General features: G+C 54.8%; 34 protein-coding genes and 2 tRNA genes. 7 read left to right on the top strand and 29 right to left on the bottom strand.

Annotation, left to right across the window (positions count from 1 at the left end; all coding sequences use genetic code 11):
* Positions 1-10 precede the first annotated feature (10 nt).
* Entirely contained in the window at positions 11-1,333 is a 1,323-nt protein-coding gene (gene mnmE, locus KP699_RS00535) for a tRNA uridine-5-carboxymethylaminomethyl(34) synthesis GTPase MnmE (RefSeq protein ID WP_215761299.1), read from the bottom strand.
* 220 nt (positions 1,334-1,553) lie between these two features.
* Here mnmE and KP699_RS00530 point away from each other — a divergent pair, with 220 nt between their 5' ends.
* Positions 1,554-2,021 (top strand): methylated-DNA--[protein]-cysteine S-methyltransferase, encoded by a 468-nt coding sequence (locus tag KP699_RS00530; RefSeq protein ID WP_215761298.1) that lies wholly within the window; start codon positions 1,554-1,556, stop codon positions 2,019-2,021.
* Positions 2,022-2,112: 91 nt separating this feature from the next.
* Here KP699_RS00530 and KP699_RS00525 read toward each other — a convergent pair whose 3' ends face one another.
* The 5 genes from KP699_RS00525 to KP699_RS00505 all read right to left on the bottom strand — a co-directional run bounded on the left by KP699_RS00525 (position 2,113) and on the right by KP699_RS00505 (position 7,518).
* Positions 2,113-4,128 (bottom strand): M1 family metallopeptidase, encoded by a 2,016-nt coding sequence (locus KP699_RS00525; protein ID WP_252346731.1) that lies wholly within the window; start codon positions 4,126-4,128, stop codon positions 2,113-2,115.
* A gap of 202 nt (positions 4,129-4,330) precedes the next feature.
* Complete coding sequence (locus KP699_RS00520; RefSeq protein WP_252346710.1) at positions 4,331-5,131, bottom strand: hypothetical protein; 801 nt, start codon at positions 5,129-5,131, stop codon at positions 4,331-4,333.
* 345 nt (positions 5,132-5,476) lie between these two features.
* Positions 5,477-5,553 (bottom strand) — tRNA-Pro (locus KP699_RS00515).
* An 80-nt stretch (positions 5,554-5,633) separates the two neighbouring features.
* Complete coding sequence (locus KP699_RS00510; protein WP_215761297.1) at positions 5,634-6,218, bottom strand: TIGR00730 family Rossman fold protein; 585 nt, start codon at positions 6,216-6,218, stop codon at positions 5,634-5,636.
* A 94-nt stretch (positions 6,219-6,312) separates the two neighbouring features.
* Positions 6,313-7,518, bottom strand: coding sequence for an MFS transporter (locus KP699_RS00505; RefSeq protein WP_215761296.1), 1,206 nt, complete (start codon positions 7,516-7,518; stop codon positions 6,313-6,315).
* Between the two features lie 70 nt (positions 7,519-7,588).
* Here KP699_RS00505 and KP699_RS00500 point away from each other — a divergent pair, with 70 nt between their 5' ends.
* Positions 7,589-8,164, top strand: a complete 576-nt coding sequence (locus KP699_RS00500; protein WP_215761295.1) for an NUDIX hydrolase — start codon at positions 7,589-7,591, stop codon at positions 8,162-8,164.
* A gap of 69 nt (positions 8,165-8,233) precedes the next feature.
* On the opposite strand, the gene hemJ is transcribed toward KP699_RS00500, so the two are convergent.
* The 3 genes from hemJ to hemE are packed head-to-tail and all read right to left on the bottom strand — an operon-like array spanning position 8,234 to position 10,463.
* The gene (hemJ, locus tag KP699_RS00495; RefSeq protein ID WP_215761294.1) at positions 8,234-8,686 is read right to left on the bottom strand and encodes a protoporphyrinogen oxidase HemJ; all 453 of its coding nucleotides are present in this window, start codon (positions 8,684-8,686) and stop codon (positions 8,234-8,236) included.
* Complete coding sequence (locus tag KP699_RS00490; protein WP_215761293.1) at positions 8,686-9,384, bottom strand: HAD family phosphatase; 699 nt, start codon at positions 9,382-9,384, stop codon at positions 8,686-8,688. The genes hemJ and KP699_RS00490 overlap by 1 nt, the downstream gene beginning before the upstream one ends.
* Positions 9,381-10,463 (bottom strand): uroporphyrinogen decarboxylase, encoded by a 1,083-nt coding sequence (gene hemE / locus KP699_RS00485; RefSeq protein WP_215761292.1) that lies wholly within the window; start codon positions 10,461-10,463, stop codon positions 9,381-9,383. Before hemE ends, KP699_RS00490 begins: the two co-directional genes overlap by 4 nt.
* A gap of 368 nt (positions 10,464-10,831) precedes the next feature.
* Between hemE and KP699_RS00480 the strand changes: the two genes are divergently transcribed.
* Positions 10,832-11,464 carry a nucleoside triphosphate pyrophosphatase gene (locus KP699_RS00480; protein WP_215761291.1) on the top strand — a complete coding sequence of 211 codons (633 nt, stop codon included), beginning with the start codon at positions 10,832-10,834 and terminating at the stop codon, positions 11,462-11,464.
* An 83-nt stretch (positions 11,465-11,547) separates the two neighbouring features.
* Positions 11,548-11,623 (top strand) — tRNA-Ala (locus KP699_RS00475).
* Between the two features lie 75 nt (positions 11,624-11,698).
* Here the strand turns inward: KP699_RS00475 and KP699_RS00470 are convergent.
* The 19 genes from KP699_RS00470 to KP699_RS00380 all read right to left on the bottom strand — a co-directional run bounded on the left by KP699_RS00470 (position 11,699) and on the right by KP699_RS00380 (position 22,347).
* Positions 11,699-12,322, bottom strand: a complete 624-nt coding sequence (locus tag KP699_RS00470; RefSeq protein ID WP_215761290.1) for a transglycosylase SLT domain-containing protein — start codon at positions 12,320-12,322, stop codon at positions 11,699-11,701.
* 16 nt (positions 12,323-12,338) lie between these two features.
* The gene (locus KP699_RS00465) at positions 12,339-12,479 is read right to left on the bottom strand and encodes a hypothetical protein (protein WP_215761285.1); all 141 of its coding nucleotides are present in this window, start codon (positions 12,477-12,479) and stop codon (positions 12,339-12,341) included.
* A 209-nt stretch (positions 12,480-12,688) separates the two neighbouring features.
* The gene (locus KP699_RS00460; protein ID WP_215761283.1) at positions 12,689-13,219 is read right to left on the bottom strand and encodes a hypothetical protein; all 531 of its coding nucleotides are present in this window, start codon (positions 13,217-13,219) and stop codon (positions 12,689-12,691) included.
* 1 nt (position 13,220) lies between these two features.
* Positions 13,221-13,955: a hypothetical protein gene (locus KP699_RS00455; protein WP_215761281.1), complete on the bottom strand. Its 735-nt coding sequence runs from the start codon at positions 13,953-13,955 to the stop codon at positions 13,221-13,223.
* Positions 13,956-13,966: 11 nt separating this feature from the next.
* Positions 13,967-14,290, bottom strand: coding sequence for a hypothetical protein (locus KP699_RS00450; protein ID WP_215761279.1), 324 nt, complete (start codon positions 14,288-14,290; stop codon positions 13,967-13,969).
* Complete coding sequence (locus KP699_RS00445; RefSeq protein ID WP_252346709.1) at positions 14,278-15,732, bottom strand: terminase large subunit domain-containing protein; 1,455 nt, start codon at positions 15,730-15,732, stop codon at positions 14,278-14,280. Before KP699_RS00445 ends, KP699_RS00450 begins: the two co-directional genes overlap by 13 nt.
* Positions 15,729-16,082, bottom strand: a complete 354-nt coding sequence (locus KP699_RS00440) for a hypothetical protein (protein WP_215761277.1) — start codon at positions 16,080-16,082, stop codon at positions 15,729-15,731. The genes KP699_RS00445 and KP699_RS00440 overlap by 4 nt, the downstream gene beginning before the upstream one ends.
* 149 nt (positions 16,083-16,231) lie before the next feature.
* Positions 16,232-16,810: a recombinase family protein gene (locus KP699_RS00435; RefSeq protein WP_215761275.1), complete on the bottom strand. Its 579-nt coding sequence runs from the start codon at positions 16,808-16,810 to the stop codon at positions 16,232-16,234.
* Positions 16,811-17,206: 396 nt separating this feature from the next.
* A complete protein-coding gene (locus KP699_RS00430; RefSeq protein ID WP_215761274.1) occupies positions 17,207-18,433 on the bottom strand; it encodes an AAA family ATPase in 1,227 nt (408 codons plus the stop codon).
* Positions 18,430-19,242 (bottom strand): bifunctional DNA primase/polymerase, encoded by an 813-nt coding sequence (locus KP699_RS00425; RefSeq protein ID WP_252346708.1) that lies wholly within the window; start codon positions 19,240-19,242, stop codon positions 18,430-18,432. Before KP699_RS00425 ends, KP699_RS00430 begins: the two co-directional genes overlap by 4 nt.
* Positions 19,239-20,108 (bottom strand): hypothetical protein, encoded by an 870-nt coding sequence (locus KP699_RS00420; RefSeq protein ID WP_215761266.1) that lies wholly within the window; start codon positions 20,106-20,108, stop codon positions 19,239-19,241. Before KP699_RS00420 ends, KP699_RS00425 begins: the two co-directional genes overlap by 4 nt.
* 130 nt (positions 20,109-20,238) lie before the next feature.
* On the bottom strand, positions 20,239-20,379 hold the full coding sequence (locus tag KP699_RS00415) for a hypothetical protein (protein WP_215761264.1): 141 nt from the start codon (positions 20,377-20,379) through the stop codon (positions 20,239-20,241).
* A gap of 129 nt (positions 20,380-20,508) precedes the next feature.
* Complete coding sequence (locus KP699_RS00410; protein ID WP_215761262.1) at positions 20,509-20,868, bottom strand: hypothetical protein; 360 nt, start codon at positions 20,866-20,868, stop codon at positions 20,509-20,511.
* A 72-nt stretch (positions 20,869-20,940) separates the two neighbouring features.
* Positions 20,941-21,198, bottom strand: a complete 258-nt coding sequence (locus KP699_RS00405; protein WP_215761260.1) for a hypothetical protein — start codon at positions 21,196-21,198, stop codon at positions 20,941-20,943.
* Positions 21,191-21,454 (bottom strand): hypothetical protein, encoded by a 264-nt coding sequence (locus KP699_RS00400; RefSeq protein WP_215761258.1) that lies wholly within the window; start codon positions 21,452-21,454, stop codon positions 21,191-21,193. Before KP699_RS00400 ends, KP699_RS00405 begins: the two co-directional genes overlap by 8 nt.
* Positions 21,451-21,717, bottom strand: coding sequence for a hypothetical protein (locus KP699_RS00395; protein WP_215761256.1), 267 nt, complete (start codon positions 21,715-21,717; stop codon positions 21,451-21,453). Before KP699_RS00395 ends, KP699_RS00400 begins: the two co-directional genes overlap by 4 nt.
* The gene (locus KP699_RS00390) at positions 21,714-21,935 is read right to left on the bottom strand and encodes a hypothetical protein (RefSeq protein ID WP_215761254.1); all 222 of its coding nucleotides are present in this window, start codon (positions 21,933-21,935) and stop codon (positions 21,714-21,716) included. Before KP699_RS00390 ends, KP699_RS00395 begins: the two co-directional genes overlap by 4 nt.
* Positions 21,932-22,171 carry a hypothetical protein gene (locus KP699_RS00385; RefSeq protein WP_215761252.1) on the bottom strand — a complete coding sequence of 80 codons (240 nt, stop codon included), beginning with the start codon at positions 22,169-22,171 and terminating at the stop codon, positions 21,932-21,934. The genes KP699_RS00390 and KP699_RS00385 overlap by 4 nt, the downstream gene beginning before the upstream one ends.
* Positions 22,168-22,347 carry a hypothetical protein gene (locus KP699_RS00380; RefSeq protein WP_215761250.1) on the bottom strand — a complete coding sequence of 60 codons (180 nt, stop codon included), beginning with the start codon at positions 22,345-22,347 and terminating at the stop codon, positions 22,168-22,170. Before KP699_RS00380 ends, KP699_RS00385 begins: the two co-directional genes overlap by 4 nt.
* A gap of 134 nt (positions 22,348-22,481) precedes the next feature.
* Here KP699_RS00380 and KP699_RS00375 point away from each other — a divergent pair, with 134 nt between their 5' ends.
* The 3 genes from KP699_RS00375 to KP699_RS00365 all read left to right on the top strand — a co-directional run bounded on the left by KP699_RS00375 (position 22,482) and on the right by KP699_RS00365 (position 23,806).
* Positions 22,482-22,742, top strand: coding sequence for a helix-turn-helix domain-containing protein (locus tag KP699_RS00375; RefSeq protein WP_215761248.1), 261 nt, complete (start codon positions 22,482-22,484; stop codon positions 22,740-22,742).
* Positions 22,743-22,832: 90 nt separating this feature from the next.
* Positions 22,833-23,189, top strand: coding sequence for a helix-turn-helix domain-containing protein (locus KP699_RS00370; RefSeq protein ID WP_215761246.1), 357 nt, complete (start codon positions 22,833-22,835; stop codon positions 23,187-23,189).
* A 5-nt stretch (positions 23,190-23,194) separates the two neighbouring features.
* Complete coding sequence (locus KP699_RS00365; RefSeq protein WP_215761244.1) at positions 23,195-23,806, top strand: ImmA/IrrE family metallo-endopeptidase; 612 nt, start codon at positions 23,195-23,197, stop codon at positions 23,804-23,806.
* Positions 23,807-24,341: 535 nt separating this feature from the next.
* On the opposite strand, the gene KP699_RS00360 is transcribed toward KP699_RS00365, so the two are convergent.
* Positions 24,342-24,767, bottom strand: coding sequence for a RusA family crossover junction endodeoxyribonuclease (locus KP699_RS00360; RefSeq protein WP_215761242.1), 426 nt, complete (start codon positions 24,765-24,767; stop codon positions 24,342-24,344).
* Between the last annotated feature and the right edge of the window lie 1,046 nt (positions 24,768-25,813).

Below are 25,813 nucleotides of genomic sequence, written 5' to 3'. Positions count from 1 at the left end.
CGCCTTACCCTTACTTTCCGATACAAAACTGGCCGAACACAGCATCCAGAAGGTCTTCCACCCCCACATGCCCCGTCAGCCGCCCCAGAGCCCGCATAGCAAGCCGTAATTCTTCCCCACGCATTTCCGGCCAGTCCTGCTGCAAGGCCCCTTCAAGACACGCACAGGCCTCTTTAACACCTGCTTTATGCCGTGCACGGGTCAAAAGCGGTGCACCAGAGGCTGATGATGCCGTCAGAGCTTCCACCTTCTGCTCCAGCATAGCTTTAAGCTGGTCCAGCCCCTGCCCTGTTTCAAGGCTGACCGGCATCACCCGATGCCCCTGAACAGCCTGTGGCACAGGGCCAAGATCCGTCTTGTTGCCAATCAGCACACTCGCAGGAAACACATGCTGCGGTGCGTCGCCTGCGGCAAACATCTGCAACACACAGTCGGCCTGTTTCACGTGAAACAATGCGCGCTTTACGCCCTCAGCCTCAATGGCATCCTCTGTCTCCCGCAGGCCTGCCGTATCAACAAACGTCACACGCACACCGGCCAGAATACCGCTGATTTCTATAGCGTCCCGCGTCGTTCCCGCTATGGGGGAGACAATAGCGGCATCCCGGTCTGCCAGCCAGTTTAAAAGACTGGATTTGCCCGCATTGGGGGGGCCGGTAATCGCAAACACGACCCCACGGCGGATACGCTCCCCGCGATCCCCTTCCTGAATATGCGTCTGCATAGCGGCGATCAGAGCATGAATTTCATCCAGAAGGCTTTGTTCAACCTCCGGTGGCAGGTCTTCATCCGGGAAATCAATCAAGGCTTCCTGATGCGCCAGAACACGTTTCAGCCGGTCAGCCCAGTTCTGATACAGGCGGCTGAGCGCCCCGTCTGTCTGCGCGAGGGCCAGTTTACGCTGGCTTTCGGTTTCCGCCTCAACCAGATCGGCAACCCCTTCAGCTTCCACCAGATCCATGCGGCCATTCATAAATGCCCGACGGGTAAATTCTCCGGCTTCTGCCGGGCGGGCGCCCCCTTCAACCAGAGCTTCCGCCACCGCTTTGATCACGGCTGGGCCGGCGTGCAGATGGAGTTCAAACCCATCCTCCCCCGTGTAGCTTCTGGGGCCGGGAAACCAGAGCACCAGTGCCTCATCCAGAAGGTTATTCCGGGTTTCAGCATCCTGCCACACGCGGCGAAGTGCTGCGCTGCGTGCTCCCGGAAGGGGGCCAATCAGCTTTTTCAGCAGCGCTTCACTTCCCGCACCGCTGACGCGCATGACAGCAATCGCCGCGCGCCCAAGCCCCGTGGATAATGCAAAAATTGTGTCTTCACCCTGATACGCCACGGGGATGTTGTCCTTCCTGCATAATCTCTGAAAAGCCTGAATGTTCTGAAATGCTGGCTTTATCCGCGCTTTCTAAAACAAATCGGCACGCAGGTGTCAGCTAAAAACGCATCCGTGTTTCCGACCAGACACGCGCGCTGTCTTTCTTAACATGACAAGCCTCAGGCTGCCGCGCATACTATGGGCCTTATAAAGCCTCCATTATGACGGACAAAGACCCATGCCCCAGCTTTCTCTCCATTCCCCCATCGGGCCGCTGACCCTGACAGAAGAAGACGGCAAAATCATCTCGCTCGACTGGGGCTGGGGGCGGGACCAGACAGAAACTCCCATGCTCTGCGCCGCGCGGGACTGGCTGGATACCTGGTTTGATGATCCGAAAGCCGCTGGTGACTTTCCGTTCCCGCTGGAACCCATCTTTGGCACGGACTACCAGAAGCGGGTGTGGAACGCGCTCTGCGCGACACCGGTCGGGACCGTTAAAACCTATAAGGAACTGGCACAGGATGTGGGTGGAAGCGCCCGCTCTGTCGGGCAGGCCGTTGGCCGAAACCCCATTCCCATTCTGATTCCCTGCCACCGCATTGTCTCTCAGACCGGACTTGGCGGATATTCTGGTGACGGTGGCATAGACGATAAACGCTGGCTGTTGAATCTTGAAGGGGCACCCATTCCATCAGGCGGCTGAGACAGCCTGCCTGCTGGCTGGAGCGCCCCTTCTGCTATGCCACTCTTATACGGACACTCTTTATACAGACACACCTGTCAGGGCACGTCTGTCAGGGCACCGGGGTGCCCTGAAGAGTTGGTGCAGGCGTGGCTGCGGGAGCCGCGGCATGCGCCGAAGTCAGCTTGACGCTGAAGCTGTTATCCGCCCGGTTCAGATCCGGGATCATGTGATCCGGGTCCAGCACTGCTGAGCGAATGGCCTGTTTGCCCGGAATCTGGAGCGTGACCGTATTGCGCTGATACCAGGTTTCCGTAGGAATGGTCAGCCGGGCAGAACTTCCGTCCATCCATGTAATGGCCAGCACGACAGGCAGGGGAAGCCACCCTTTGTTTTCCACCTGCACGCGGGCCCCCTGCACGGGATTCCCGTTGACGTAAGAAACAGATTTCAGGCTGTAATCCGGCCCCCAGTTCTGGAAATACCAGCCCCGCCAGAACCATGAGAGGTCTTCCCCGGCCTCACTTTCCATCACCCGGAAGAAGTCAGACGGTGTGGGATGCCGGAAGGCCCAGAGCGCAATATAATGCTGGAATGCCCGGTCAAACCGCTCTGCCCCCAGTATCTGCTCCCGCAGCAGTTGCAGGCCATATGCGCCCTTAAAATACGTCACGCTATGGCGATATTTTTCAGAAATCAGGTCAGACGGCGTCATCAGGACCGGGGCTGACTTATCTTTCAGCACCGGCACAATATCATCGGCCGGGTGCCCGGTCTGCGGCGCAAACTCCACATCCTTTTTGGGGGCAAATTCCCCATGGTTGAAATGGTCCGACGCATAAACATCAATAAACGTATTGAAGCCTTCATCCATAAAGGCATTCCGGCGCTCATTAGAGCCAACAATCATGGGGAACCAGCCGTGGCCCAGTTCATGAGTCGTCACCCAGAACAGCTCTGCTCCGGCATCGTCCTTACCGTCAAAAACTATGCCTGGATATTCCATAGCGGCCCCATGCCCACCGACATTCACCGCGTTCGGCCAGGGATACGCAAACCATTTGCCCGAAAAATACTCAATGGCATGTTTCACATACTCGGTTGAACGATCCCATTTTGCAGCTCCGACAGCCTCTGCGGGGTAAACCGACATTGCCAGACGCGGGGCAGGATTTTTGGCATCCCCTTTCTCAAGTGGGGGCAGGTCCAGCCGTGCAGCGTCCCAGAGCAATGTGGGAGACGCCACAAAGGCAACATCCCGCGTATTGGCCATATGGAATTGCCAGGTCTGCATCTCCGTCTGGGGCTGGCGCACAAGAGCCTTTACATCATCCGCCGTACGGATCTGCACACGGGTCTCGCTGGTAGCCGCCTGTGCCAGCCGGGCTTTTTCCTGCGCGCTCAGCACGGCATCCGGGTTTGTCAGCACACCGCTCCCCGCCACCAGAAATCCTTTTGGCACGGTGACGCTGTAGTCAAAATCTCCGTAATCCAGATAGAATTCCTGTCCAAGATACGGGGCGGTATCCCAGCCGCGCTGAGCGTCATACACCGCCATGCGGGGGTAGAACTGGGCGAGTTCATACATCTCACCATCCCGGCTCTGGCTGTAAGCCGTACGGCCGCCCCATTCCGCAGGGATCGTATAATGCCATGAAATCTTCAGGCTCAGATGCGCGCCCTTCCCCGCCAGAGGCTGCGGTAGGGACAACTGCATCCGGGTGTCTGAAACAAGCGGTGTGAGAGGCGTTTCATGCCCATCCAGACTCACGGCCACAGCCTCAATCACCATGCCATCGGTGTGGTTCTGGAGGCGCTGTGGCGCGGCATAGGCACCGCGTGAGCCCTGCTGATAAATATTCTGGTCCAGTTGCAGCCAGAGCGTTGAAAGACTTTCCGGGCTGTTATTGGTGTAAGTCAGCGTTTCACTGCCAGACAGGGTATGTGTGGCGGGGTCAATATGCACATGGATGGTGTAATCAGACCGGTTTTGCCAGGCCATAGGGCCGGGAGCCCCGTTGCCGGAATGATAAAGATTGACCGGCTGAGGGTAAGAAAGCGGCGCAAAAATCTGGAACGGGTCCGGCTCCGCAGCCTGTACGGCCGAGAAGGCACTCCCGGCCAGCAGGGCCGTCAGAAGCCCTGTGCGGGCTGGACGGATAAATTTAAAGAGCCACGTTTTTTCAAAACTGCCAGACACCGTCGCACCACCTTTTCACACAGATTCTTGTCTGTCCGAGAGGGTAAACCAGAATGGTGCCGGAATAAAAGAAAGGCCGCCTGAGAGGCTATGTTCTCAAGACGGCCTTTTCAGAACTGATAAAAAGAGATCAGCGTTTATCGCAGCTTTCCGTTAAGGAATTGAAGAACCGCCCGGCACTGCAATGCACCACATCAGACCCCTGCGGCGCCGCCTGAGGGGCCGTTCCGTAATAAGCCGGTTGCGTATCAGAGGGATACCCTCCCTGCGCCACAGGCGCTTCCGTAGGCTCAGCATAATAAGACGGAGGGGCATACATGGTCTGAGGAGCCTGATAGCTCTCCTCCGCGGCAGAGGCTGCCGCAGCGCCTATAGCCAGACCAACCACGGACCCGAACGCAAAAGGCGCGCCCCAGCCCCAGCCGCCACCCCAGTAGGGGCTGCCCCACATACCATATCCCCAGCCATAGCCCGGATAGCCCCAGCCGTAACCGGGATAACCCCAGCCTCCCCAGCCGGGGCCGCCCCACCAGCCACCACGGCCCCAGCCGCCGCCACGGTAAAAGCCACCCGGCCTGCCGCCCCAGCCGGGCCCGCCGTGAAAGCCGCCCCTGAAGCCGCCACCGGGGCCACCATGAAAGCCCGGACCACCAAAGCCACCGCCGGGCCGTCCACCGCCAAACCCCGGACCACCGTGGAAACCAGCGCCGCCAAATCCGGGGCCGCCGCCATGAAATCCACCGCCCGGCCCGCCACCGGGGCCTCCGTGAAAGCCACCACCGGGACCACCACCAAAACCGCCGTGCATGCCACCGCCGCCGCCAAACCCGCCACCTCCCCCGCCGGGATGGGCCAGCGCAGCAGGAGAGAGAGCACAGGTCAGCAGCAGGCATGCCGCCAGCCGTCCATAATGCAGTGAAGTGCGTTTCATGATCTGCCCCCTCTTATGGCCAGCCATCCGGCCTGATTCTGGCATCCGGTTCCTGCACGGAACATAACGTATCTCTGAATAAGACGTGGGAAACCGTTGACCGGATTTCCACAGGAAAGCTGCCTGACGCGTTTTAGATGTCAGCTTTGACACACGATATAGCGTTTCAGCCATTTAAAGGGAGAATAGATGCGCCATACGGCAATCTGATGGCTGAGGCAGGCCGCCAGACGCAGGCTGCCGTGCATCAGATGCACATCCTGTGCCAGAGAGATCTGGCCATAAATCCATTGGTCTCACCCTGAAAGAGGGGGAACAGATTTAACAGTTTTTGCGGGAAAAGTCTGGTCGGAGTGAGAGGATTCGAACCTCCGGCCCCTGCGTCCCGAACACAGTGCTCTACCAGGCTGAGCTACACTCCGATGACCGTGACCGGGCTATACCCCTCTCCGGCCCTCTTAGCAAGAGGTGAAACGCAGAGAAGTGGAATTCTCTGCTGCTCTCAGAGCTGATCCACAGCGACGCGGTCGGATTGCTCCGCACACAGAGAACGCGACAGCGCTGTTTCAACGTCCGGTACGGCCTCAATCATGGCCCGTGCCTCTGCTGAGGCAAACCCCAGCTCCACGGCAGCATCCAAGGCGGCAAGCAGCATATCGGCCCAGTTTGCCGTGTTAATCAGGATAATTGGCTTGCTATGGCGTCCAAGCTGCTTCCACGTCAGAATTTCCATCATCTCATCAAACGTGCCAAAGCCGCCGGGAAGAATCCAGAACGCATCCGCGCGTGAGAACATGATCTGCTTCCGGGTATGCATCGAGTCCGTTACGATCAGTTCGGCCACGCCTTCATGCATTTTTTCCCGGCTTTCCAGAAAATCGGGAATTACACCGGTAACAGCACCGCCTGCACGGAGGGTTGCATCTGCCACAACGCCCATCAGCCCATGTGCGCCGCCGCCATACACCAGACGGATGCCGGCCTGTGCCAGCGTCTGGCCAACGGTCTGCGCAGCCTGTTTATAAAGCGGGTTTTTCCCAAAGCGAGACCCGCAGAAAACGGCAACAGCATTCAGGGTCGAGGGCATAGGGTCCTTCTCCTTTTTTTCACGTTCTGAGTAGCAAAAAACCATACCGTGTTTTCACGGCTTATGCAGGGCTGAAAATCTTTACGAGACTGTTTCAGGACGCAAGGCGGGTTTTCTTGTTAAGCGCCACACACAGCCCAACCCCAACAAGGCTGACAAAAGCCGCAGCCTGAAACACGGCACCATACCCCCAGAGCGGGATCATCAGGCCCAGCAGAGGGCCAGAAATCCCTATGGCTATGTCCAGACAGACAGAAAATGCCCCGATTGCCGCCCCTTTGCTCTCCGGGCCTGTCTGCGCCACAGCGCCAACACCCAGTGCAGGAAACACCAGAGAAAACCCTGCCCCTGTCAAAGCCGCGCCAACATAAGCCCACGCAACAGTCTGCCCAAAGGCCAGTACAAACAGCCCCAGAGCTTCCACCAGCAAGGAGACCATCGCCACGGTAATTCCGCCCTGTTTTGCAATCTGGCGGGTAAACGCAAAGCGGGTCAGCACAAACGTAATCCCGAACAACGCCAGCGCAAACGCCGCGCCACTCCAGTTCTGATCAGAAAAATATAGTGCCAGCATTGCGGAAATTGCCCCGAACCCGACGGACCCGGCAGCAAGTGCAAGCCCGTAGGGCAGGACACGCCCTAACACGGTAAAAAATGAAGGCTGCTTGCCCGCAACCAGCGGGGCCACGGCTGGCTGACGCAAAGCCAGCGGAATCCCTATCCCCATCAGCGCCGCAGACAACAGCCCAACACCCGCAAATCCGCCGAGAACCGGCACGGACACACTATGGTAGATCAGTGTCGCAACAGGCGCGCCCAGCGCGATGCCACCATAAGAACACACCCCGTTCCAGGAAATGACCTGCGCGGTGCGGCTGACCCCTGCCCTGCGGATGTTCCAGATAATGACGGCCGTTGCCACCCAGCTTTCCGCAACCCCCAGCGCAACACGCCCGGCCAGCACACACAACAGGGCAAGACGTGGCCAGGCCACCAGCAGAGCGGCCGCAACCAGCAGCAGGCCAGACAGCACGCCGGTGCTCAGACCCATCAGCACCACACGCTTCGGGCCATCTGTATCCACCCGCTTCCCTGCCCCGACGCGGGAGGCGAACGTGGCCAGATACTGAACAGAGACAGCAAACCCCGCCATGGCGGAACTAAAGCCAAGTTTTTCCCGCACAAACAGGGGCACGACGGCAATTTGCAGGCCAATATCCGTGTAACAAAACAGCGTAAAAATCACGACGACCAGAATAACAAACGTAACCGAGGACGTGCGGACAGCCCCTTCCGACATGAAACATTCCTCAAAAAATGATGCTATACAGCGTGTTCAAGATCCTATTTCCAGATGAAAGACCCGCTCCATGACGAAGCCTCTTCCGGACGCAGGCGGATATGTCACGCTCTCTTCCCGTATCGCCTATGAAAACCCATGGACCCGCGTAAGGGAAGACATCATTCGGCGGCCCAATGGCAAAGATGGGCTGTATGGGGTGGTCGAGCGCGGTCAATTTGTTGTTATCCTGCCGCTGGGTGAAACAGAAGACGGGCGACCCACCGTAACGCTGGTCAACCAGTATCGTTACCCGATTGGCCAGCGGCTGTGGGAATTCCCCATGGGCATGTGGGAAGACCGGCCTGACGCCGCACCGGAAACACTGGCCGCCGGAGAATTACAGGAAGAAACAGGGCTGATTGCCAAAACGCTGCATCATGCCGGTGTGATGTATCAGGGCGCGGGCTTCACCACCCAGAAGGGACATGTCTATCTGGCGACCGGGCTGACACAAGGCCCGTGCGCGCGTGAAGAAACTGAACAGGACATGACCTGCCACACGCTTTTACTGGAAGAGGTGGAGGAGATGATCCGTAAAAATGAGATCACCTGCATGGTCACACTCTCAGCTTTTGGACTGCTTCGTGTACAGGGATTGATTTAAAAAACGTATGAATTTTTTCTGCGAGGCTTTCTGACTTTTCTGACGGAATCAGAGAGCCTCACAGATTATTCAGAACGGGCGAACAATTACCATAATGACGATAATCATCATGAGAACCGTCGGGATCTCATTCGCTATCCGGTAATATCGTTCCGGGTGGGTATTTCTGTCTTGCGCAAACTCGCGCCGCCAGCGGGCACAAAAACCATGAAACACAAACATGCCGACCAGTGCAGTAAGTTTGCAATGCCACCAGCCTGCATGCCAGTCCACACTTCCCGGCGTTAACACCAGAAGCACACCAAACAGCAGGCTGGCGCACATGGCCGGGTTTATAATGGCGCGCAGCAATCTGCGCTCCATGATTTTAAACCGCTCACTCTCCTCTGAGCCGATGCGCACCTGACAGTGATAGACAAACAGACGCGGCAGATAGAAAAGACCAGCCATCCACGCCATGACAGACATGACGTGAAAGGCCAGAATCCAGCGTACCCAGGGCAGAAGAGCATCAAACGTCATCAGACTGATCCCTGACTCTGCAAGGCTTTTTGTAAAAGCGGTACAAATTCTGAAAGATGATGGATACGGATCAGGTTTTTCCAGTCCGGAACCGGCTCTGACCCCGACCGGAGCAGAACACACATCATCCCGGCATCCACCGCCGCCCGCGCACCGGTATTGCTGTCTTCCAGCACAACGCAGTTTTCAGGCGAAACGCCTTCCTGTGCTGCGGCATGCAGATACACATCTGGCCGGGGTTTGGGCACGCCCATATCCCGCGCGGAATGAATCCGGTTTGCAAAATAATGCGTCATATCAGTTGCGATGAATTTCGCATCCATTTCCTCAACCGAGGAATTGGACCCGACACGCACAGGCAAACCCAATTTTCTGACGCCTTCAAGCATGGCATGCACGCCATCAATCGGGTCAACGCCTTGTTTCATCGCTTCAACAAAACGCTTCTGGACACGATCTGCCCAGTCAGCCCCGAGAGATTTTCCGGTTTTCTTTTCAATATCTTTCTGAATTTCCGGCAATGCCATGCCGGAAAATTCTTCAACCGCCTTTTCAGGCGGAATAGTCAGGCCAGCAGCGCGGGCTTCTTCCGCGCTGATCCGGCAACAGGTCTGCTCACTGTCCACCAGAACACCATCACAGTCAAAAATGACAAGTTTCAGGTGCCCTTCAGGAGAAAGTGCTAAAGCCTGCGTCATAAACCGGTCTCCCGCACTGTTTTGACCAGATCCGCCACATGCTCAACAGGCGTTTGCGGCAGAACACCGTGCCCAAGATTAAAGACATGCGCGCGGCCGTGACCGGCATTACGCACAGCCAGAGCTTCACGCCGCATGGCCTCACCGCCGGCCAGAACGGCAACCGGGTCAAGGTTGCCCTGCAAGGCGACATGTTCCGGCACCATGCTGCGCACAGTGGCAAAATCTGCCCCGGTATCGAGTGCGAGAACATCCACGCCGGTTTCCCGCGCATATTCTGCCACCATCACGCCGCCAAGACGCGGAAAACCAATAACGCGCACGGAGGGGTAACGCGCTTTAATGGCCTGCACAATCTGGCGCGTCGGCGCGATCACATGTTTGCGGAATTCTGTGGGAGAAAGCAAACCTGCCCAGGAATCAAACAGCATGACAGCTTCAGCGCCCGCTTCAATCTGGGCACAGAGATAGGTTGCCGTCTGCTCCGTCAGCAGCGCCATCAGCCTGTCAAACAACGCGGGTTCAGAAAAAGCCATGCTGCGGGTTATGGCAAATTCACGCGAGCCGCCGCCTTCCACCATGTAGCAGGCAACCGTGAAGGGGGAGCCGGTAAAGCCGAGCAGGGTCGTTGCACCCCCTTTTGCAACGCCAATATCGTCAGGGCCATCCAGAATGCTTCTGAGCCGTGATAGCGTTTCCAGAACCGGAGCCGTCACCTCTGCAATGCGCGCAGGATCGAGTTTTGCCAGATCGGCTTCACTGCGGATTGCGCCCAGAACCGGCCCTGTGCCTTCAACAAACTCAAGGGACTGCCCCATGGCCCAGGGCAGAATGAGAATGTCAGAGAACAGAATAGCGCCATCCATCCCAAAGCGGCGGATAGGCTGCAAGGTCAGTTCAGTCGCAATCTCCGGTGTCATGCAGCGTGTCAGAAAATCTGCTCTGGCGCGCATGGCCCGGAATTCCGGGAGGAAACGTCCTGCCTGTCGCATCAGCCACATTGGCGGTGGCCAGACAGCCTCACCGTTCAATGTTCTGAGCAGGCGTTTGGAGGGGGGGGTATCTGTGTTGCTGGTCATGGCCTGAAGTCCTGCACGTCTTTGTCCAACCTGTCCACGGTCCTAAAATATAAAATAAAAGAATAGAAATGGATTTAGAGGTTAAAGGGTACTGTGGATGACGGGGTACCCACCATTCCGAAAATGTACCCCATCTTTCCCACACTGTGTACAGATTGCAGAGCGTTGGAAATGCTGAGGTTTTCAGAGTTATCCAGAATGTACCCAAATGAGGGTGTGTACAACTCACCGGTTCATGACTCTTGTGAGTTGTGCACGGTACTCGGTACGCGCTTGTCATGATCGCCGTACAATCCACATGTACCCCGGTACTCAGGAGAGTACTCACATCCCCCTTATTGCTCAGTACCTGAAAGAGACTCGCTTTCGTGACAGATTTAGTACTCAAACCGACTCCAATACAGGACTCGCGCCATAAACTGGTTCTGGCGAGCGGATCTGCTATCCGCCGCACACTTCTGGAAAATGCCGGACTGACCTTCTCCGTGCTGACGTCTTCTGTTGATGAAGCGCCTCTTAAACAGGCCGGATGGGCAAAGGGGGCAACGCCGCAGACAGTTGCCCTCCGTCTGGCGGAAGCCAAGGCGCTTTCCCTCTCCTGCCCGGATGCTTTTATTATCGGGGCGGACCAGATGCTTTCCTGTCATGGAAGCTGGTATGACAAACCTGCGGACCTCCCCGCAGCGCGGACACAGCTTCTCTCCCTAAAAGGCCAGACCCATACCCTGCATACGGCTGTAGTGGTGTGCCGGAACGGGCAGGTCCTGTGGCAGCATGTCTCTGAACCTCAACTGACAATGCGTTCCTTTTCTGACGCCTTTCTGGATGCCTATCTGGCAGCGGAAGGTGAAGAGTGCCTGTATTCTGTCGGAGCCTACCGTATTGAGGGGCCGGGCCTGCATCTGTTTGCCCGGATGGAGGGAGATCAGACGGCTATTCTCGGTCTGCCGCTCCTGCCTTTGCTGGAAGGGCTGAGAGAGATGGGGGTGCTGTTTTCCTAAAATAGGGACTTGTCAGCCCTGAAATCGTCTTGTATCAGGCGTGCACAGGCAAGCCACGTCATGTGGCCTGAATGGAACAGTGTGGGGCCATAGCTCAGTTGGGAGAGCGCCTGAATGGCATTCAGGAGGTCGTCGGTTCGATCCCGATTGGCTCCACCAGTTCCCCTTCCTAATCCTTTGAAATGATTAGATTTTTAAGAGTGTAGGGTTTCGTTACCCCTCTTAATACCCCTCTCACGTAAGGCCCATATTGGCCTGCCACGTCAGCCTTCTCTGATGACCATCCTGAGCTGACTTAATGGCCCGTGCCACCTCACGTGGGTCGCTGGCCTTGGTGTTCACGGTCATATGAGTGTCACCAAACGTGTGGTTCACGGTGTGACTATTACTGCTCGTAGAGGCTCTTTGGTTTGCAGCATCCACGGCACGGGAAATGCTGTTGATGTAATCAATCGTTTCCTGAGGGGCATGAGACTGCCACTCGTTTCCATACCTTTTTTGCAGTCCTGATATGCGTACAGCCCCCGCATTATAGGACGCGATACCAGCAGCAAGGCTGCCAAACTGGTCCCGGTCATGTGCGACTCTCATCGCGGCGTAGGATGCAGCCTGCCTCCAGTTATGAGGGTCAATGTGCGCTTCTCTGGCCACATCCGGCATGATCTGAAAATCACCCTGCGCGCCAGCTGAGGAATCCTTTGCGTTCTTTCCTCGGCCGCTTTCCTGCGCCCACAGCGCATCCATCGTACCCTCTGGCAGCCCGTATTTTCGATCAATCTGATTGAGGACGTTTTGCCGGTCTGCAATGCCCTCTGGCGTTTGCGAGGCTACATCCTGCTCAGCGTATGATCGGCCCACACCATAACTGTGACATTCAGTTATCCAGAATGGCCGCACCGGGGATATTATTATCAATCCAACGCCCTGCTTTATCTCCGGGGTCAACGTAGTTCAGTCCCTCCTGAGCAGCATAGCCAATGCCCGCTACCGCCATCACCCTTCCAAGACCTGTCACGCCTGCACCAGTGGCGGCAGCCAACAACTCAACGTTGCGTAAAACGGCAAGGAATTTGGAGCCTACCCACAGCGTAAACAGCAGCTCTCCCGCTTTTGCCCCTTCACGACAGCCTTGGCGTCGAGCCCCAGAGAGACGACGAGGGCATCGATTATGGTGGGCATGGATTACGCCTCGCTTAATTTAGAGTTTTTGAAGAATCAAATGCATCAGCCCAATTTCCGTGGGGCTGCGATCCCAAGCCTAGCTGTAAGGTCCGCTGATGCAGATGAGTCAGATCGATTTTTGCTCAGGAAACCTTCAAAGACAGATCGGAGGGATGCTTCAGGAACAGTTGACGGGTCATGCCCAAGTGCCGAAAGGCCTAACCTGTAAGCGTCTTCCGCACTATCTGTGGCCATAATGTTTACGCCAGTGGTCTGGGCGACCCTTTGCCGAGCATATTCATCGGCACGTATGCCGCACCGGACCCGCAGAGCAGCATCTGCTGAGAGCACATTGCCTTGGTCATCTGTCCCAAAAATGATTTTTCTAACGCGTTCCATCTCATCGACCGGTAAGCGAGCATCAAGGAAGTTTATGAGATCGATGGTTCGCATTGCGACTTCAGTATCGTCTGGACCTGCGTCATCATAACGTGCCCTCAGAGCTTCCAGCATTTCTGAAAAATCTCCCCAGGCCTCCGCTGGAAGACGTTCCTCAAGAAACCCATTAAGACGTGTGCATTGTGCTTCACGCATATTATGATCCTCCCATCAATTTGCGGATTGGATTCTTTTTGGGAGTAGAGCCCGCCGAATTTGGGAGAGGTGTGGATGCGTCCTGATCCAATAAGGCCAAAGCTTCTTGCCATTCAGGAGGCATGATCTTCCCTGATTTTGCACAAAGAAATTCCCACAAGCCCTGTTCTGATGTTGGAGGGGCATGCCCTCTGACGACTGGATGTAGAGACAGAGTATTGTAAATACCGCTGTTGAGATGACCCTGTTTTACCAAATAGCAAAGCTGAGACATGCGTTCGATAATCTGCTCTTCCAGAGATTTTGTTTCTTCCAAAAGGCGAGAGACTGAATTGCTATTACCGACAACTGCATTAAAAGCAGATCGAAAATTCATTTTTGCAAGCATCAGAGACTGGTCGATATTTTTCTGCCGACCTTCAAGTTTTTCTTTTGCGTCTTTTGCCGCGTCGATTTCATCTTCTACTGCAGCAAGGTCCGCGCGTAGCTTACGCATCGATGGCATTTCACCGTGCGTTTCTCCCATAGCTTCACTGACAAGGTTTGTGACACTTTGTTCCTTTGCATTAGAAAAGGCATCTTCTGCAGCATTCAGGCTTCTACGAAGTTCTGATATACGCGCAGAAATTTTCTCCTGTGCGTTTTTGATTCCAGAGAGTTCAGCCCTCAAAGCATCCCGCTTTTTAATGGCGGTATCAAGCTCTTGCCGTAGCGGATCAGTTGATAGTGACGACATTCACTTTATCCTTAAAGTTTGCGAGGGGTAGGAATGCCAGACAGCACACTGCCGGTTTCTGGCATCGTATCGGTAGCCATTGCTGGCATTGCTGTGGATGAGCCACTCTTTGTGTTCAGCAGCATCTGAATCATTGCCTGCATGCCTGCGGTATTGGATGAACCTGTAGAAATGCCGTTTTCCTTCAGTGCATGACGGTAAATTTCATCAGCACTATCAAGGCCGATAACGTCTCCAATCAGAGGAGAAACCATCAGGCGAGCCTTCTCAGCTTCATGTCTCCGCTTCCGTTCCTGTGACATGGCACGGTCAACGACCTGTTCTATCTTGCCCATATTGGTAGATTTCCTTTCCCGCCCTGCTGAGCGATTTTCTGAACTATTTGTGGTGTGAATTTTGGCATCCTGCGTGCCCTCTGCATCAGAAGAGCGCCTGCAACAGCATTGGCCACGTCGTCATGGCCTCCTGGTGCATGATCAATATTATCTTTGCCGCTTCTGCCGGTTCGTCTTTCCAGGCCACAGAGCTGGCGTGACAGTACGGGAATGTCCAACAACTCAACTTTTCCGGAATTGAGAACAGGCAGAAGGTCACGATAAAGGTCAGACCGCACCTTTTCAGAAAGATTGTATTGCACACCATTCTTGCGGAACTGCTCACGTGGCCACTCACCGCCGTATCGGTCGCCAGTGACGGAGGTAATGCCATAGGCTTTTAGCGTCTCGCAGAATTCCCCCACGGTGTTTTCCGGGCTGAATGGAGCCTTCTTTTCGCGCACCAGATCAAGAATGGCGCACTCATCCTCATGATGAGCAATAGCCAGTGTCATGCTGTCTGATGAGCCGCCAGACGGGTCAACAAAGGCAACATAGCGGTGTCGGCTATCGCGTGGCAGTTCATGGCGGCCTTGCACTGTGCAGGCTTCAACCACCTCCGGGGCGACAAAAGATGCAATGTCGCTACGGAACTCAGCGCCATACTCCGCAGCGGCGGCAGCGGGATCTTCTTCGTAAGCCTCGCGTTCTTCCTGCTCATCGAATTCAGGATTCATCTCACGGGTGGCTGCTTTCCACACGAGGGTGGTGGCTCCCTCCTGCCCGTAATAGCGCTTGAAGGTTTTCCAAAGCACGCCGCGCCGCGCATAGGGGCTGGAGGCCAGCAGCAGCATGGAACCGGGAATGGTCGCCAGACCCGGACGCAAGGCCCGCAGGATCTCTTCATCAGGGTTGGCACTGCTATCATCGCGCCAGAAGGCAATCTCGTCGCAGAGCACAGCGGCATAGGTGTAGCCACGGGTGGCACGGAAGCTGGCAGTGCCTATTTCAATCACTACACGGCGGCCTGCCATCTCTATGATTTCATCCGTCTCCCGCGTCACCTCCGCTTCCATTTCTGGTACGAGGGCAATCAGGCCGCGCACATAACGGAAGATGGTGCGGGCCTGCTTGCGGTCGGCAGCGATAATCCCCACCGTCGCCACTTCCCCAGCGGACAGGTAAGGGCGATAATCTTTCAGGGTGGCCAGACAGGTGCCCAGCAGAGCCAGCACACGGCTTTTACCGGCGCGGCGGCCACAGATAAGGGCGGCCCGTCTGAACGCCTCCAGAGGAAGGTCTGTGCGGCCAGTGTGCAAATGGCAGAGGGTTTTCTGCTCATCAGTCATTTCCTCACCCAGCAGCGCGGCAAGGAAGGCTTCCCATGCGGTCCAGGTCGGTGCATCGAACTCAGCCCCGAAGAAAGCGGGGTCGTGCATGGCCTGCAGAACGGTCATGCTCATGCGCGGGTTCTCCGTTCAGCCAACAGAGCATCAAGCCCGCGAGCGACAGCCGGTGCCTTATCCAGACCGAGAGAGCGCATGGTTCGTGTGAGCGTATTGGCCCATGCCAGATACTGGCGTGCATCCCGCTCGGCAGGAGTACCACCAGCCAGCATGTGGCTGTCCATTATGGTCATGTGGAGGGTGAGCCAAGCGGCCCGATCAATCAGAGCAAGCTGTGTGATGGAGGGTGCGCCGCCTACATGATCGACGAGTGCAGAGCGCACGTCTTTGAGCAGCCGCGCTTCTTTGCTCCTACCGTCGAGTTTCTTGAGACTATCTGGTCTCGAATAGGGGCCTATCTTTTTCATACCCCCTTTATATCAGGGGTATTTTTTTCATGACAAACACTAAAATTGGAAACACCCTTGATATAAAAGGGTTATTCTATAAATCCAGAAACAGCCAGACACAGTGGGGAACAGACAGAGACGCCACATAATGACCGCATCACGAATTGTTACAGATTGGCGTTATGCTTTTCTGTTTCCAGAGCACGATAGACCCCAGATCTGGCGATACCCAGCTTGCGTGCAATATCGGCTGCAGAGAGGCCTTTTTGTCTCAATTGGCGGATGGTCTCGGTCTTTGAAAGGACGGTACGAGGACGGCCCATGGGGCGGCCTTCTGCTTTGGCTTTGGCAATGCCCTCCCGCTGGCGTTCCAGCATCAGGTCACGTTCAAACTCAGCAACAGCGGCAAGCATGGTCAGCATGAGCTTTGATGTAGGGCTGGTGGTGTCGAGCGTTGTGCCGTTCATGGAGAGCACGATAAGACCGCACTGCTTGCCCCGAAGTGTCTGCACATAGCCCAAAAGGTCAGCAGTAGAGCGGGCCAGGCGGTCGGGCTTTGTCGCAACCAGCACATCGCCGGGTCGGATATATCCCAGAGCTTCCAGCAACTCTGGCCTCTGGCTGTCTGTGCCACTGACTTTCTCAGAAAATATCTTCTCACATCCAGCGGCTTTAAGGTCGCGTATCTGGGCTTCCAATCCGGCGTCCTGATCTACCGTCGAGACGCGGGCGTATCCGATCTTCATGGCGTTCCTCATGTCCTAAAACCTCTTAGAAGTTACGCCGTGTATGTCTCAAAAGTCAAATGGTAATTTTTAGGACAAGGACTTTCCGTCATTTTGTCCCACGTTTTCTATGTCCTGAAAGGCTTGCTTTTTAGGACAGACGCGAAAGAAAACCCTCGCAGCGCTGGCGGAAGAAGGCTGGCCATCAGGGGGGATTTTTTCGGGAGCGCCTTCTGAGCACTCAAACCGATCTTTCTCCAGCCCCGGTACACGGGGAACACATTGTCTTTAAATCAGGCTCTGTTTTGCACGGCAACTGCACGAGAACCCGCACGGGGAAAATGAGCGCACGACTGCTCATTTCCCTATAGGGGTTCGTTACTAGTCGTGCGCACGGCTTTTGCACGAGAAAGCGCACTAGTCATTAGAACTTCCCTCAAGCCAATCCACATGAACTGGTGCCCCGTCAGGTGAGCGTAGTCCCTTTGCTGGCACACGGTTGCTTTTCCGGTATTCGGTGATTTCCCAACCTTGATGTTTCAATTCGTCAAGCAACTTCTTTTGGGCTAATTTTCCCGTTACCCCATGTCTATCGAAAACCATTTTTACGGAACGATCTTCTGAAGTGATGCGAGGGTTCCATGGGCCTGTTGAACTACCCTTTTCAAGATCAGCCGTTATTGCCAGTTTCTGCTCCACTGACACGCTATCCTGCGGAGGTGTCCACGGCCTCATCATTGCCACTCGGTCCCCATTGGAGAGTTCGTAGGACTGGCGCTCAAACCATTCCTCTTTGCCGATAGGTGCGGCGTTGATCTTGGCACCATCGACACGCGAGAAATAACGGTGATGGTCTGCTGGCAATCCGAAGTTCTGAGCTTCCTGCTCGCTCATAACACTCACGGTGAGCACGATACGCGCTGCCCCGATAACTGCAGAAGCCCCGCGTGCAACGTCTGGATCTCCTGGGCTCCCTGCGGCCCCCTTACGGGTATGGTGCAGCAGGACGACGGCCATATTGTATTTGATGGCAAGGCTGCGAAAATACGCCATCACAGTACGAACGGAGGTGTTGTCGTTCTCCTCGACCTCATGCAGTTCCACAAACGGGTCAAGCATCAGCACGTCGGGTTTTCGTGCCTCAAGTTCACGCTCCAACTGCTGCATGGCTGGCGTTCCTTGGATGCCGTTTTCGCTGTTCAGAGCAAGAAGAGTGCCGACACCATCAGTCCCGAGCCGTGTCAGTTTAGAGCCAAGCTGACATGGGGAGTGGCCGGACCAGCGCAGGAACGCGGTGAAGCGCCTACGCTGCTCGTCCCGGTCGTCTTCCACGTTGTATGTCATGACGGAGAGCGCCTTAATGGGCCTAAGCTTTCCATATTCCATGCCAAGCGCAAGGGATGCTGCCCAGCCGACCATCAGGCTCGATTTCCCCGCTGCTGGCGCACCGACAATAACGGTCACAGCGCCCCGTAGCAGGAAACCTTCAGCAACCCATGGGCGGGCTGGTATGGAATCCTCATCCCATGCTTCGTCATCAATCAGAATGAGGCTCTGGCTTTTTGCTTCGATACTGATTTTCTTATCAGACGCCGCGCGGGTGGCATTTCTGACAATCTCTTCAATGTTAACCGTTTCCGTCATACACCCGCCCTCGCCCGCAAAGCAGATGCAATCGTTTTCTGTATTTCTGCTTCTGACAGTCCGGCCTGTAGTGCCGCCGCGGACATGGCATAGGCTATCTCGGTAGCAGTCAGGTAGCCTTCAGAAATAAAACGAGCCAGCGAGAATGTTTCAGCATTCAGCCGGTCATTCCGCCCTCCTGCTGGTGCAGAGGCTACGGCCTGAACAGCGGCCCGCACGGCCCCCTGCACATACCGGTCGGCATTTCTCATGCCGTCTTCGATTTGCTTCAGGTCGGCTTTGGGAGGCAGAGAGGGCTGCGCCATCTCTACAAGCCATGCGGGCCATTGCGTTGCTGCGCTTTTATCCACGACCTCATACCCGGCAGCAGGCCACCAGATAATGTACCCCCCATCCCCCCGCACGTCGACGCCAGAGGCAATCCGGCTTGCACTGTTGCGCATATTTTCCCGGTGCCTGAATAGGAGGTGGAGTCCCCCAGATCGGGTGCGGTGCGTGCGTGTGCCTGTCAGGCGGGTGCAGTGCTCCTGATACCAGTCATCGGCCTCAGGCTTATACAGGTCGATATCTAAAGCATCGAAGCCAGACACAGCGCCGGTCACGACACCAATCAACACGCCCGGATAAGTGCGCCACAACATAGGGATGCTTTCAGGACATTTTGTGGCCAGTTCACCCCATTTGCAGGCGGGTGTTTTATCCTCATTACATGGGAAAACTTTCAGACCATGCCGGGCCAGTTTCTGGGCATAAAGGGCCACCGGGCTGGCAGGCATCGCGCTCTGGCGCAAATCGAGCACCGCGCTCATGCTGACACCCCCGCAAAATAAGCGAGGCGCTCTACACCTGCTTTATAGGCCTTGTGCTTGCGTTCCTCCGCATCAGCCAGAGGTGTGCCGTCCTCGTTCCTGATATTGGAATAGATATCACATAGGTATTTCCCGAGCTTCAGTACTGCCTGCTTATAGGTGACACCCTCTTTACGCACGGCGTCAGCAAAAGACCGGCCATCCTCCTCAGGGGTTTCAACCTCGGCATCTTCCTCAGCCTGCAATTCGGTCAGCCAAAACACGGCAGCTTCACGGGCCTTGGCGACGTAAGCTTTCGCAAGGTGGGGCTGAACGGTGTCGCAAGAACGCAAAGTGCCTTCCACTTTCTTCAGCTTTGCATCCATGTCTGCAATGCGTTCTTCAAGAGTAATGTCTGGGCATAGGGCGCTATTTGCCAGCTCAACCCCGAGGACGACGAGGTTGAGACGGAATTCGCCTGTCTTCTCATCATAGTGCCATGGATCGCCGGGAAGAGAATCACCAAGCTCAAAGAGCCTGACGTCAACAATTGAGCCTTCAGGCGAGATGCCGAACGGTGCTGGCGGGTCTGATTTATCTTTTACGCCCCTGTCGTGCAGGGCAGACCAACGGAAGCAAGTACGGCGCGCCGCTTCTAAGGTCCCAATGGGACCAATAGGCATCCATGTATTGTCGAGGAAAACAACACACGGGGCATATATCAGGCCATTATTCTCGTCCCGCATGGGATGGACCCAGAGGTGCTCAACATAGTCCCAGTCAATAATGCCATCCGACAAAATATCGACGGATGTGCATTTTCCTGATGTCACGGTCGGTTTTGGCAGCAAGGCAAGCCGGGGGCATGCACGCTTTTGCGTGTTCATAAAGGATTTCCCTTATTACTTGCCTGAGATTCTAATTGTACCTGACGAGCGCCTATGCTATTAAATGGCTGCTTGCGTTTGCCATCTAAGAAGGCCGTCAGTCTGTTCTCAGGCTGGCGGTTTTTTTATTTCAGGACTGACCCGGCTTCATGGGAGGCAGGCTGTTGATATAGGACAGCATGCTTTCAGTTTTGATCATGGTTGACCGGCCCATTTTCACCATTTCGATCAATCCCTGCTCCTTCAACCGGTAAGCATGAGATCGAGACATGCCGAACACTCTCGGCGCGTCTGAAACAGACACCATGAGAGGGAGTGCACTGGATCCAGTATTTTCAGACTGAGTAGTCATGTTTACTCCTACGCATATAGACGTACGGAAGCGCGGCTGATCTTGCGATCATCCGTTGCCTGCTGGGGTTTTTACGATTTGAGAGAGAACAAAAAAAAGCGCAGCCCGCATGGTGCGGAGTGCGCTTGATACAGAAAATCGACTGTGGCTAGAAGCTATCAAAAACTGCGCGCAGGCGTCAATAGAGAACCAGCTATATGCATCTGGATACAAAAAAGGCGCAGCCTCGTTCTCACGAGTTACGCCAGACGCAGTCAACCAATTGTGGGTAGAATTTACCAAAACCCGCATGCGGGTGTCAATCAGAAAACGGCTGGAGGCATCCAGACGCACTTTTGCGATTGTGATAAATTCATACCTTAAGGCGGTACCGGGCGCAAGTATTTTAATAACTTCTTGTTTTTTCATGACATTTCACGATTTTCTTGGGGTGATAAAGCTAAAGACGGTGTATTGTGGATAAATTTTAATATTAACGAGTTATGCCAAAGCCTCATCAATCAGCACACAGCGCCGGTCGATTTCTGAGGCAAGCCAGTTCAGAGCGTTGCCTGTGCCGCCCGCTGGCGGCTTCTGGTCGCATGGCGCAAGCTCCAGATCACGTCCTATCGCGGCCAAGCACTCACCAATGGCGCTCAGTTCCCAGCTTGCGTTCTGAACCCTGTCCAGCCGGTCGCGTGTCGCCAGTCGGGAAATCCCCCGAGTGCCCCGCTGCGGGGCGGGAGTCCGTTTAACCATGCCGCCCTCCCGTCATGGCCAGCACGTCACGCGCCAGACTGGCTTCCATGCTGTTCGGGTCTTCTGCGTTCAGCAGGACCAGCCGGGCTTTGCAGCGCAGATCCTGAATGCCCCGAGCCTTGGTTCTGATAACCTTGCGCCATGCCCGCATATATCTCCGGCTGTGTGGTAGCCCGGCGTCGAAGGTCGGTTCCTTCCAGCAGCAGCGGTCGGAGCTGAGGGCGGCAATGGTCGCGGTTTGAATGGGAGTGGTCATGCCGACAGCTCCTTTTGCATCCAGCCGGGCACATCATCAGTGCCCGAAAGCGTGGCCAGAAGATCCAGCTTGTCTTGCAGGCGGTGGGCCAGCCACAGCAGTGCTTCTGGCTCGGTGATCTCGCGGCCGTCGCCAACGCCACTTTCGGCCACGGCCACAACCAGCCCTGATAGCTTTCTGGCATCATGCAGAATGACGTCCGGGATCCTGAGGTTCTTGATGCTTTCCTGTTCAAAAGCCGTCAGGGGCATGATGTCTTTCATGACCGCACCTCCCGCAGTTCATAACGAACCCGGCCAATGGATTTAACCAGCCAGGACAGGCCATCGCCCCATGCTGCACAGTCGTTGTGCGTGGGGGCCGGGTCATGCCCTTCATCCATATGCTCGTAAATTTCGCCCATCAGCATCATCAGGGCGTTCTGGATGCCGTCCAAGGTTACAGCTTGGTTTGCGCAGAGGGCTGCGGGGATCTTGCTCATTGTGCATCTCCCTTGAAGGCTGTGGCGTTGCTCTCTGCCTCGGCGGCAATCATCCCAAGGTATGAGGACAGGAAAAGAACCCCTCCGGCTACGATGTCCGCATTTCCGCTTCGGCCTGTGCCTCCTTCATCAGCAGCAAAGTGGGCAAGCGCATCGGCCACGGCGGTTGCGCGGCGGATGTATTTTGCATTCCATTCCAGAGAGAAGGCGGCTTCGAGGGTTGTCGGGGTGCTCATCGCACGGCCTCCAGCGCCAGAGCTCCGTGACCGGCTGTAACCGGGTCAGGCGTGCCAAGCCAGATAATGGCAAGCGCGGCAAAGACAGGAACAAAGAGAGCGAGTAAATTCCCCCACATAGGGGAACAAATGAATGTACAGGCGCGAGCCCGTACGCTATGGGCGTGCTTAGCCATTGCCGAACTTATCCTTCGGTGTGTGGTTAGGCTGGACTTGGAGGATCCGACCCCTCCGGTTCAGCCGTTCTGCTATTGCAGAATGGTATTGAGAATGTCATTATACGAAATGAATTGCAAGCGGAAATGACACTGTGAATACCATTAATGCATCACAGATCAGGGCAGCACGAGGCTTACTTGATTGGACACGCGATCAACTCGTTGAAGTTAGTGGTGTTCCGAAAAGCACGTTGGTCCGTGTTGAAAGCAATGCGGTTACACCCCGCCAATCCACCCTCACCGCCATCCGCTCCGCCCTGGAAACTGCCGGCGTCGAGTTCATTGAAGAGAATGGTGGTGGGGCTGGGGTGAGGTTGAGGAAGGATAGTTCTGACGTCACTGAAAAAAATTAACTTCAAAGGTTTAATTTTTTCACCAAACACTTGATTCAACCGAGCGGGTTAATATATAAATAGTCATACCCCAACAGGAGGTGCCTTAGAATGGTAACAGAATTCGGAAAGGAGCTTCGAAAAATCCGTATCGACCGCGATGAGCGGTTAATGGATATGGCGGATAAAATCGGGAAATCTTCTGCCTTCATTTCTGCTGTTGAAGTCGGAAAAAAATCGCCGCCTCAAGGATTTGAAGAAGTTATTGCTCATGTTTATGGCTTGGCTGAAGAGTTTAGAGAAAAATTAAAGCGAGCAGCAGACAGAGCGCGTAAGAGCTTCACGATTGAGCCCCATAGTATTTTAGGCCGGGATACGGCTGGCTTGATGGCTAGACGCATGAATGATTTATCCGAAGAGCAATTAAGTGAGATTTTTGCCATCCTCACTAAAAATAAGGGTGAATAAAAGTGATGACTGGAGATAGCTTTATTGTCCCGCCTTTAAGTTGGTCCAAAATTGAAAGTAATGCTCTTCACTGGCGTAGCGTTTTGGGTCTTGAAACTGAACCATATTTTCCAGTGATGAAAGTTATGGAAAAAGTACTGGCTAATAAGCTATCTTTATTTGATCTAATTATTGTAGAGAAAGAAGAAATGGGAAGTGCTGAAGGATACACAGATCCCTCAGGTAAGGCGATTTACTTACGAGAAGATGTATACCGGCGCGCATGGGAAGGGGAACGTCGCGACCGCTTTACAGCCGCTCATGAACTGGGTCATTGGGATATGCATACTAATCTGCAATTAGCTCGCGTCCAGCCAGAGCAAAATATCCCAGTATTCAAACAGAGTGAACCGCAAGCCAATCAGTTTGCGAGTGAACTATTAATGCCGGTGAGTTTTTTTTCTGCAGATGATACACCAGAAATAGTGATGCAAAGACATGGTGTAGGCTATCAGGCAGCCGCGAATAGGTTGTCTTATCTGCAGCGCAAGGGAAGACTTTTCCCGCAAAAAAATAAAGATCTGAGGATTTCTCCTCAGACCTCCATTTTTCCTGCTGGGCAAGGGGCTAGCTGGTAGGAAAGCCGCAGAGCAACCAACGAGGTCTCGACAGCCGTACTACTGGTACAGGTTGGAAGCTCTGTCAAGGCAAATGTCGCCCTAGGAGAGGCATGATGGCGAAGAAACCTTTGCCGCCAGCTCCACCGGGATATCGCTATATTTTCCGTTCTTGGCGGAAATGTGCGAAGTCTGGCAAAGTGCTTTACGCTCGTAATTTCGGGCTAAGGGCCTGGCCAATTTTAGTTCCGGTATGACTAAGAAGAAGAGAGTGAATATAATTCACTCTCTTCTTTTTCTTATCTTCTTTTATTCCGTTTTTCAAAATCCATTGCAGCAGTTGCCTCCTCACCTCCCGGCATCCCCATCACCCGCGCCCGGAGGGCTTCAAACCGTGCAACCTGAGCAGGGCTTGGTTTGCGGGGGATACGTCTCTTGCGGGGTAGCGCGGTTTTCCGGGCCACCCCTTTAATTCCCCTATTATGGGGGTTTATTCCCGGCATCCCGGTAGTTTCTGAAACTGTGCAGTTCTGCATAGTTCGGTAGCACTTGCCGGTCATAATGGACGCACCTCAATCACGGTCACACTCTCCGGCCCATAACGGCGTGAAAGGCGGGCATCCACAATCTGGGCATCATCCTTCCATGCAATACCATTCAGAGCATCAGCGGCAGTCTTCATCTGGTTGTCTATGTCTGGCCTGCTGGTCGGCAGGATGCGGCCTGCCAAAGCATCAGCGGTTTTCTTCCGGCTCCATGAGGGCGGCGGGGCAATGTTGATTGTCAGGGAAACGTGCAGCGGCCCGGTCAGGCACGGCTTGCCGATCTGCTCTATGGCGTGGCGCTGGATATGCTTCTCAGCCTGTACAGTCTTTGCATCCGTGAAGGTCCGGCCATTGCCAAATCGCGGGCGGCCTTTGGCTCTCAGCAGGCCGGGAATGGTGATGCGGTAAATCGGGGATGTTGGGGAGGTAATTTCCATGCCGGAAACGTAGTACTAATTCGAAAACAAGTACACAAAATAACAAACACAAAAAATAATAAGCCAACACATAAAAACACACGGTACCGTATAGCGCGGTATTAAGCGACGTCAGTGATGAACTCAGTTTCCGTGACGAAATTTGGAGCCGAAATAAGGACCGAGATCGTTAAATATTGGCATCAAATATTTTTTGTTCCCAAGCTGCTTAGACCTGTCCCCCCATAACTACCGACAAAAAGAAACGGATGCGTCGAATTTTAGAAACGCATACGTCAAAAAAAAGAAACGATTTCCGGAATTTGGAAACGCCCTCTTTTGAGGATGATTGTTGTCGTTTGAAGGGGCGTGCGGTGGCAGATTATGGAGTGGCTGAAGGCGAAGGTCTGTTAAACCGCAGCCTTAGCCTTTTACGTAGGGGTGAATTGAGGCATTACATTCGGGCAATTTAAGAATCGAATGGTCTCAACCTCGTAATGCCAGCCCCTCGTCACAAGTCCCAATGCGTTGCTTTAAGGCTGGGTGTGCTGGACGTTGAGTTGGTCAATCGTACGCTTCAGTGTGAATTGCTACCGGGTGAATTATATCTGAGTAGGCAGGCCCATTGGCACATCGCCAAAGACCATCCCGATGATTATGACGCGTGTATGTCCGCCTTACATCGCGTCGGGCAGTCGCCCGGGCTGATTGGACAGGCCCCAAATCATTCCGATAATTTTGAACTCGTCATTCGCTTCCGGTCGAAGAGTCCAGAGCAGGAGTATGTTTTGATTGCTGTGGGGTTGGAGGTCGATGAGGATGGCTTGTATCGCATCAAGACAGCATATCGTCTGCCAGAGAGGACGATAACGGCCCGTCGGTCTGCAGGACGCCTACATCTCCCTAAAGGGGCATAAAAAAAGACCGGGCAAGCCGGTCTCTTTTTGTCCGGGCGGGATGCAATCCCCGATCTCTTGGGTCACAAAAAGCCCCGCGCGACAGGCTTACATGTGACTTAGTTACCCGTCTGTAAAACAGACTGGTGCGTGAGGTAGCCGTTCTCACCT

The sequence above is a fragment of the Acetobacter sp. P1H12_c genome (assembly GCF_018811975.1).
GTDB lineage: Bacteria > Pseudomonadota > Alphaproteobacteria > Acetobacterales > Acetobacteraceae > Acetobacter > Acetobacter persici.
This window is presented reverse-complemented; position numbering and strand designations above follow the sequence as displayed.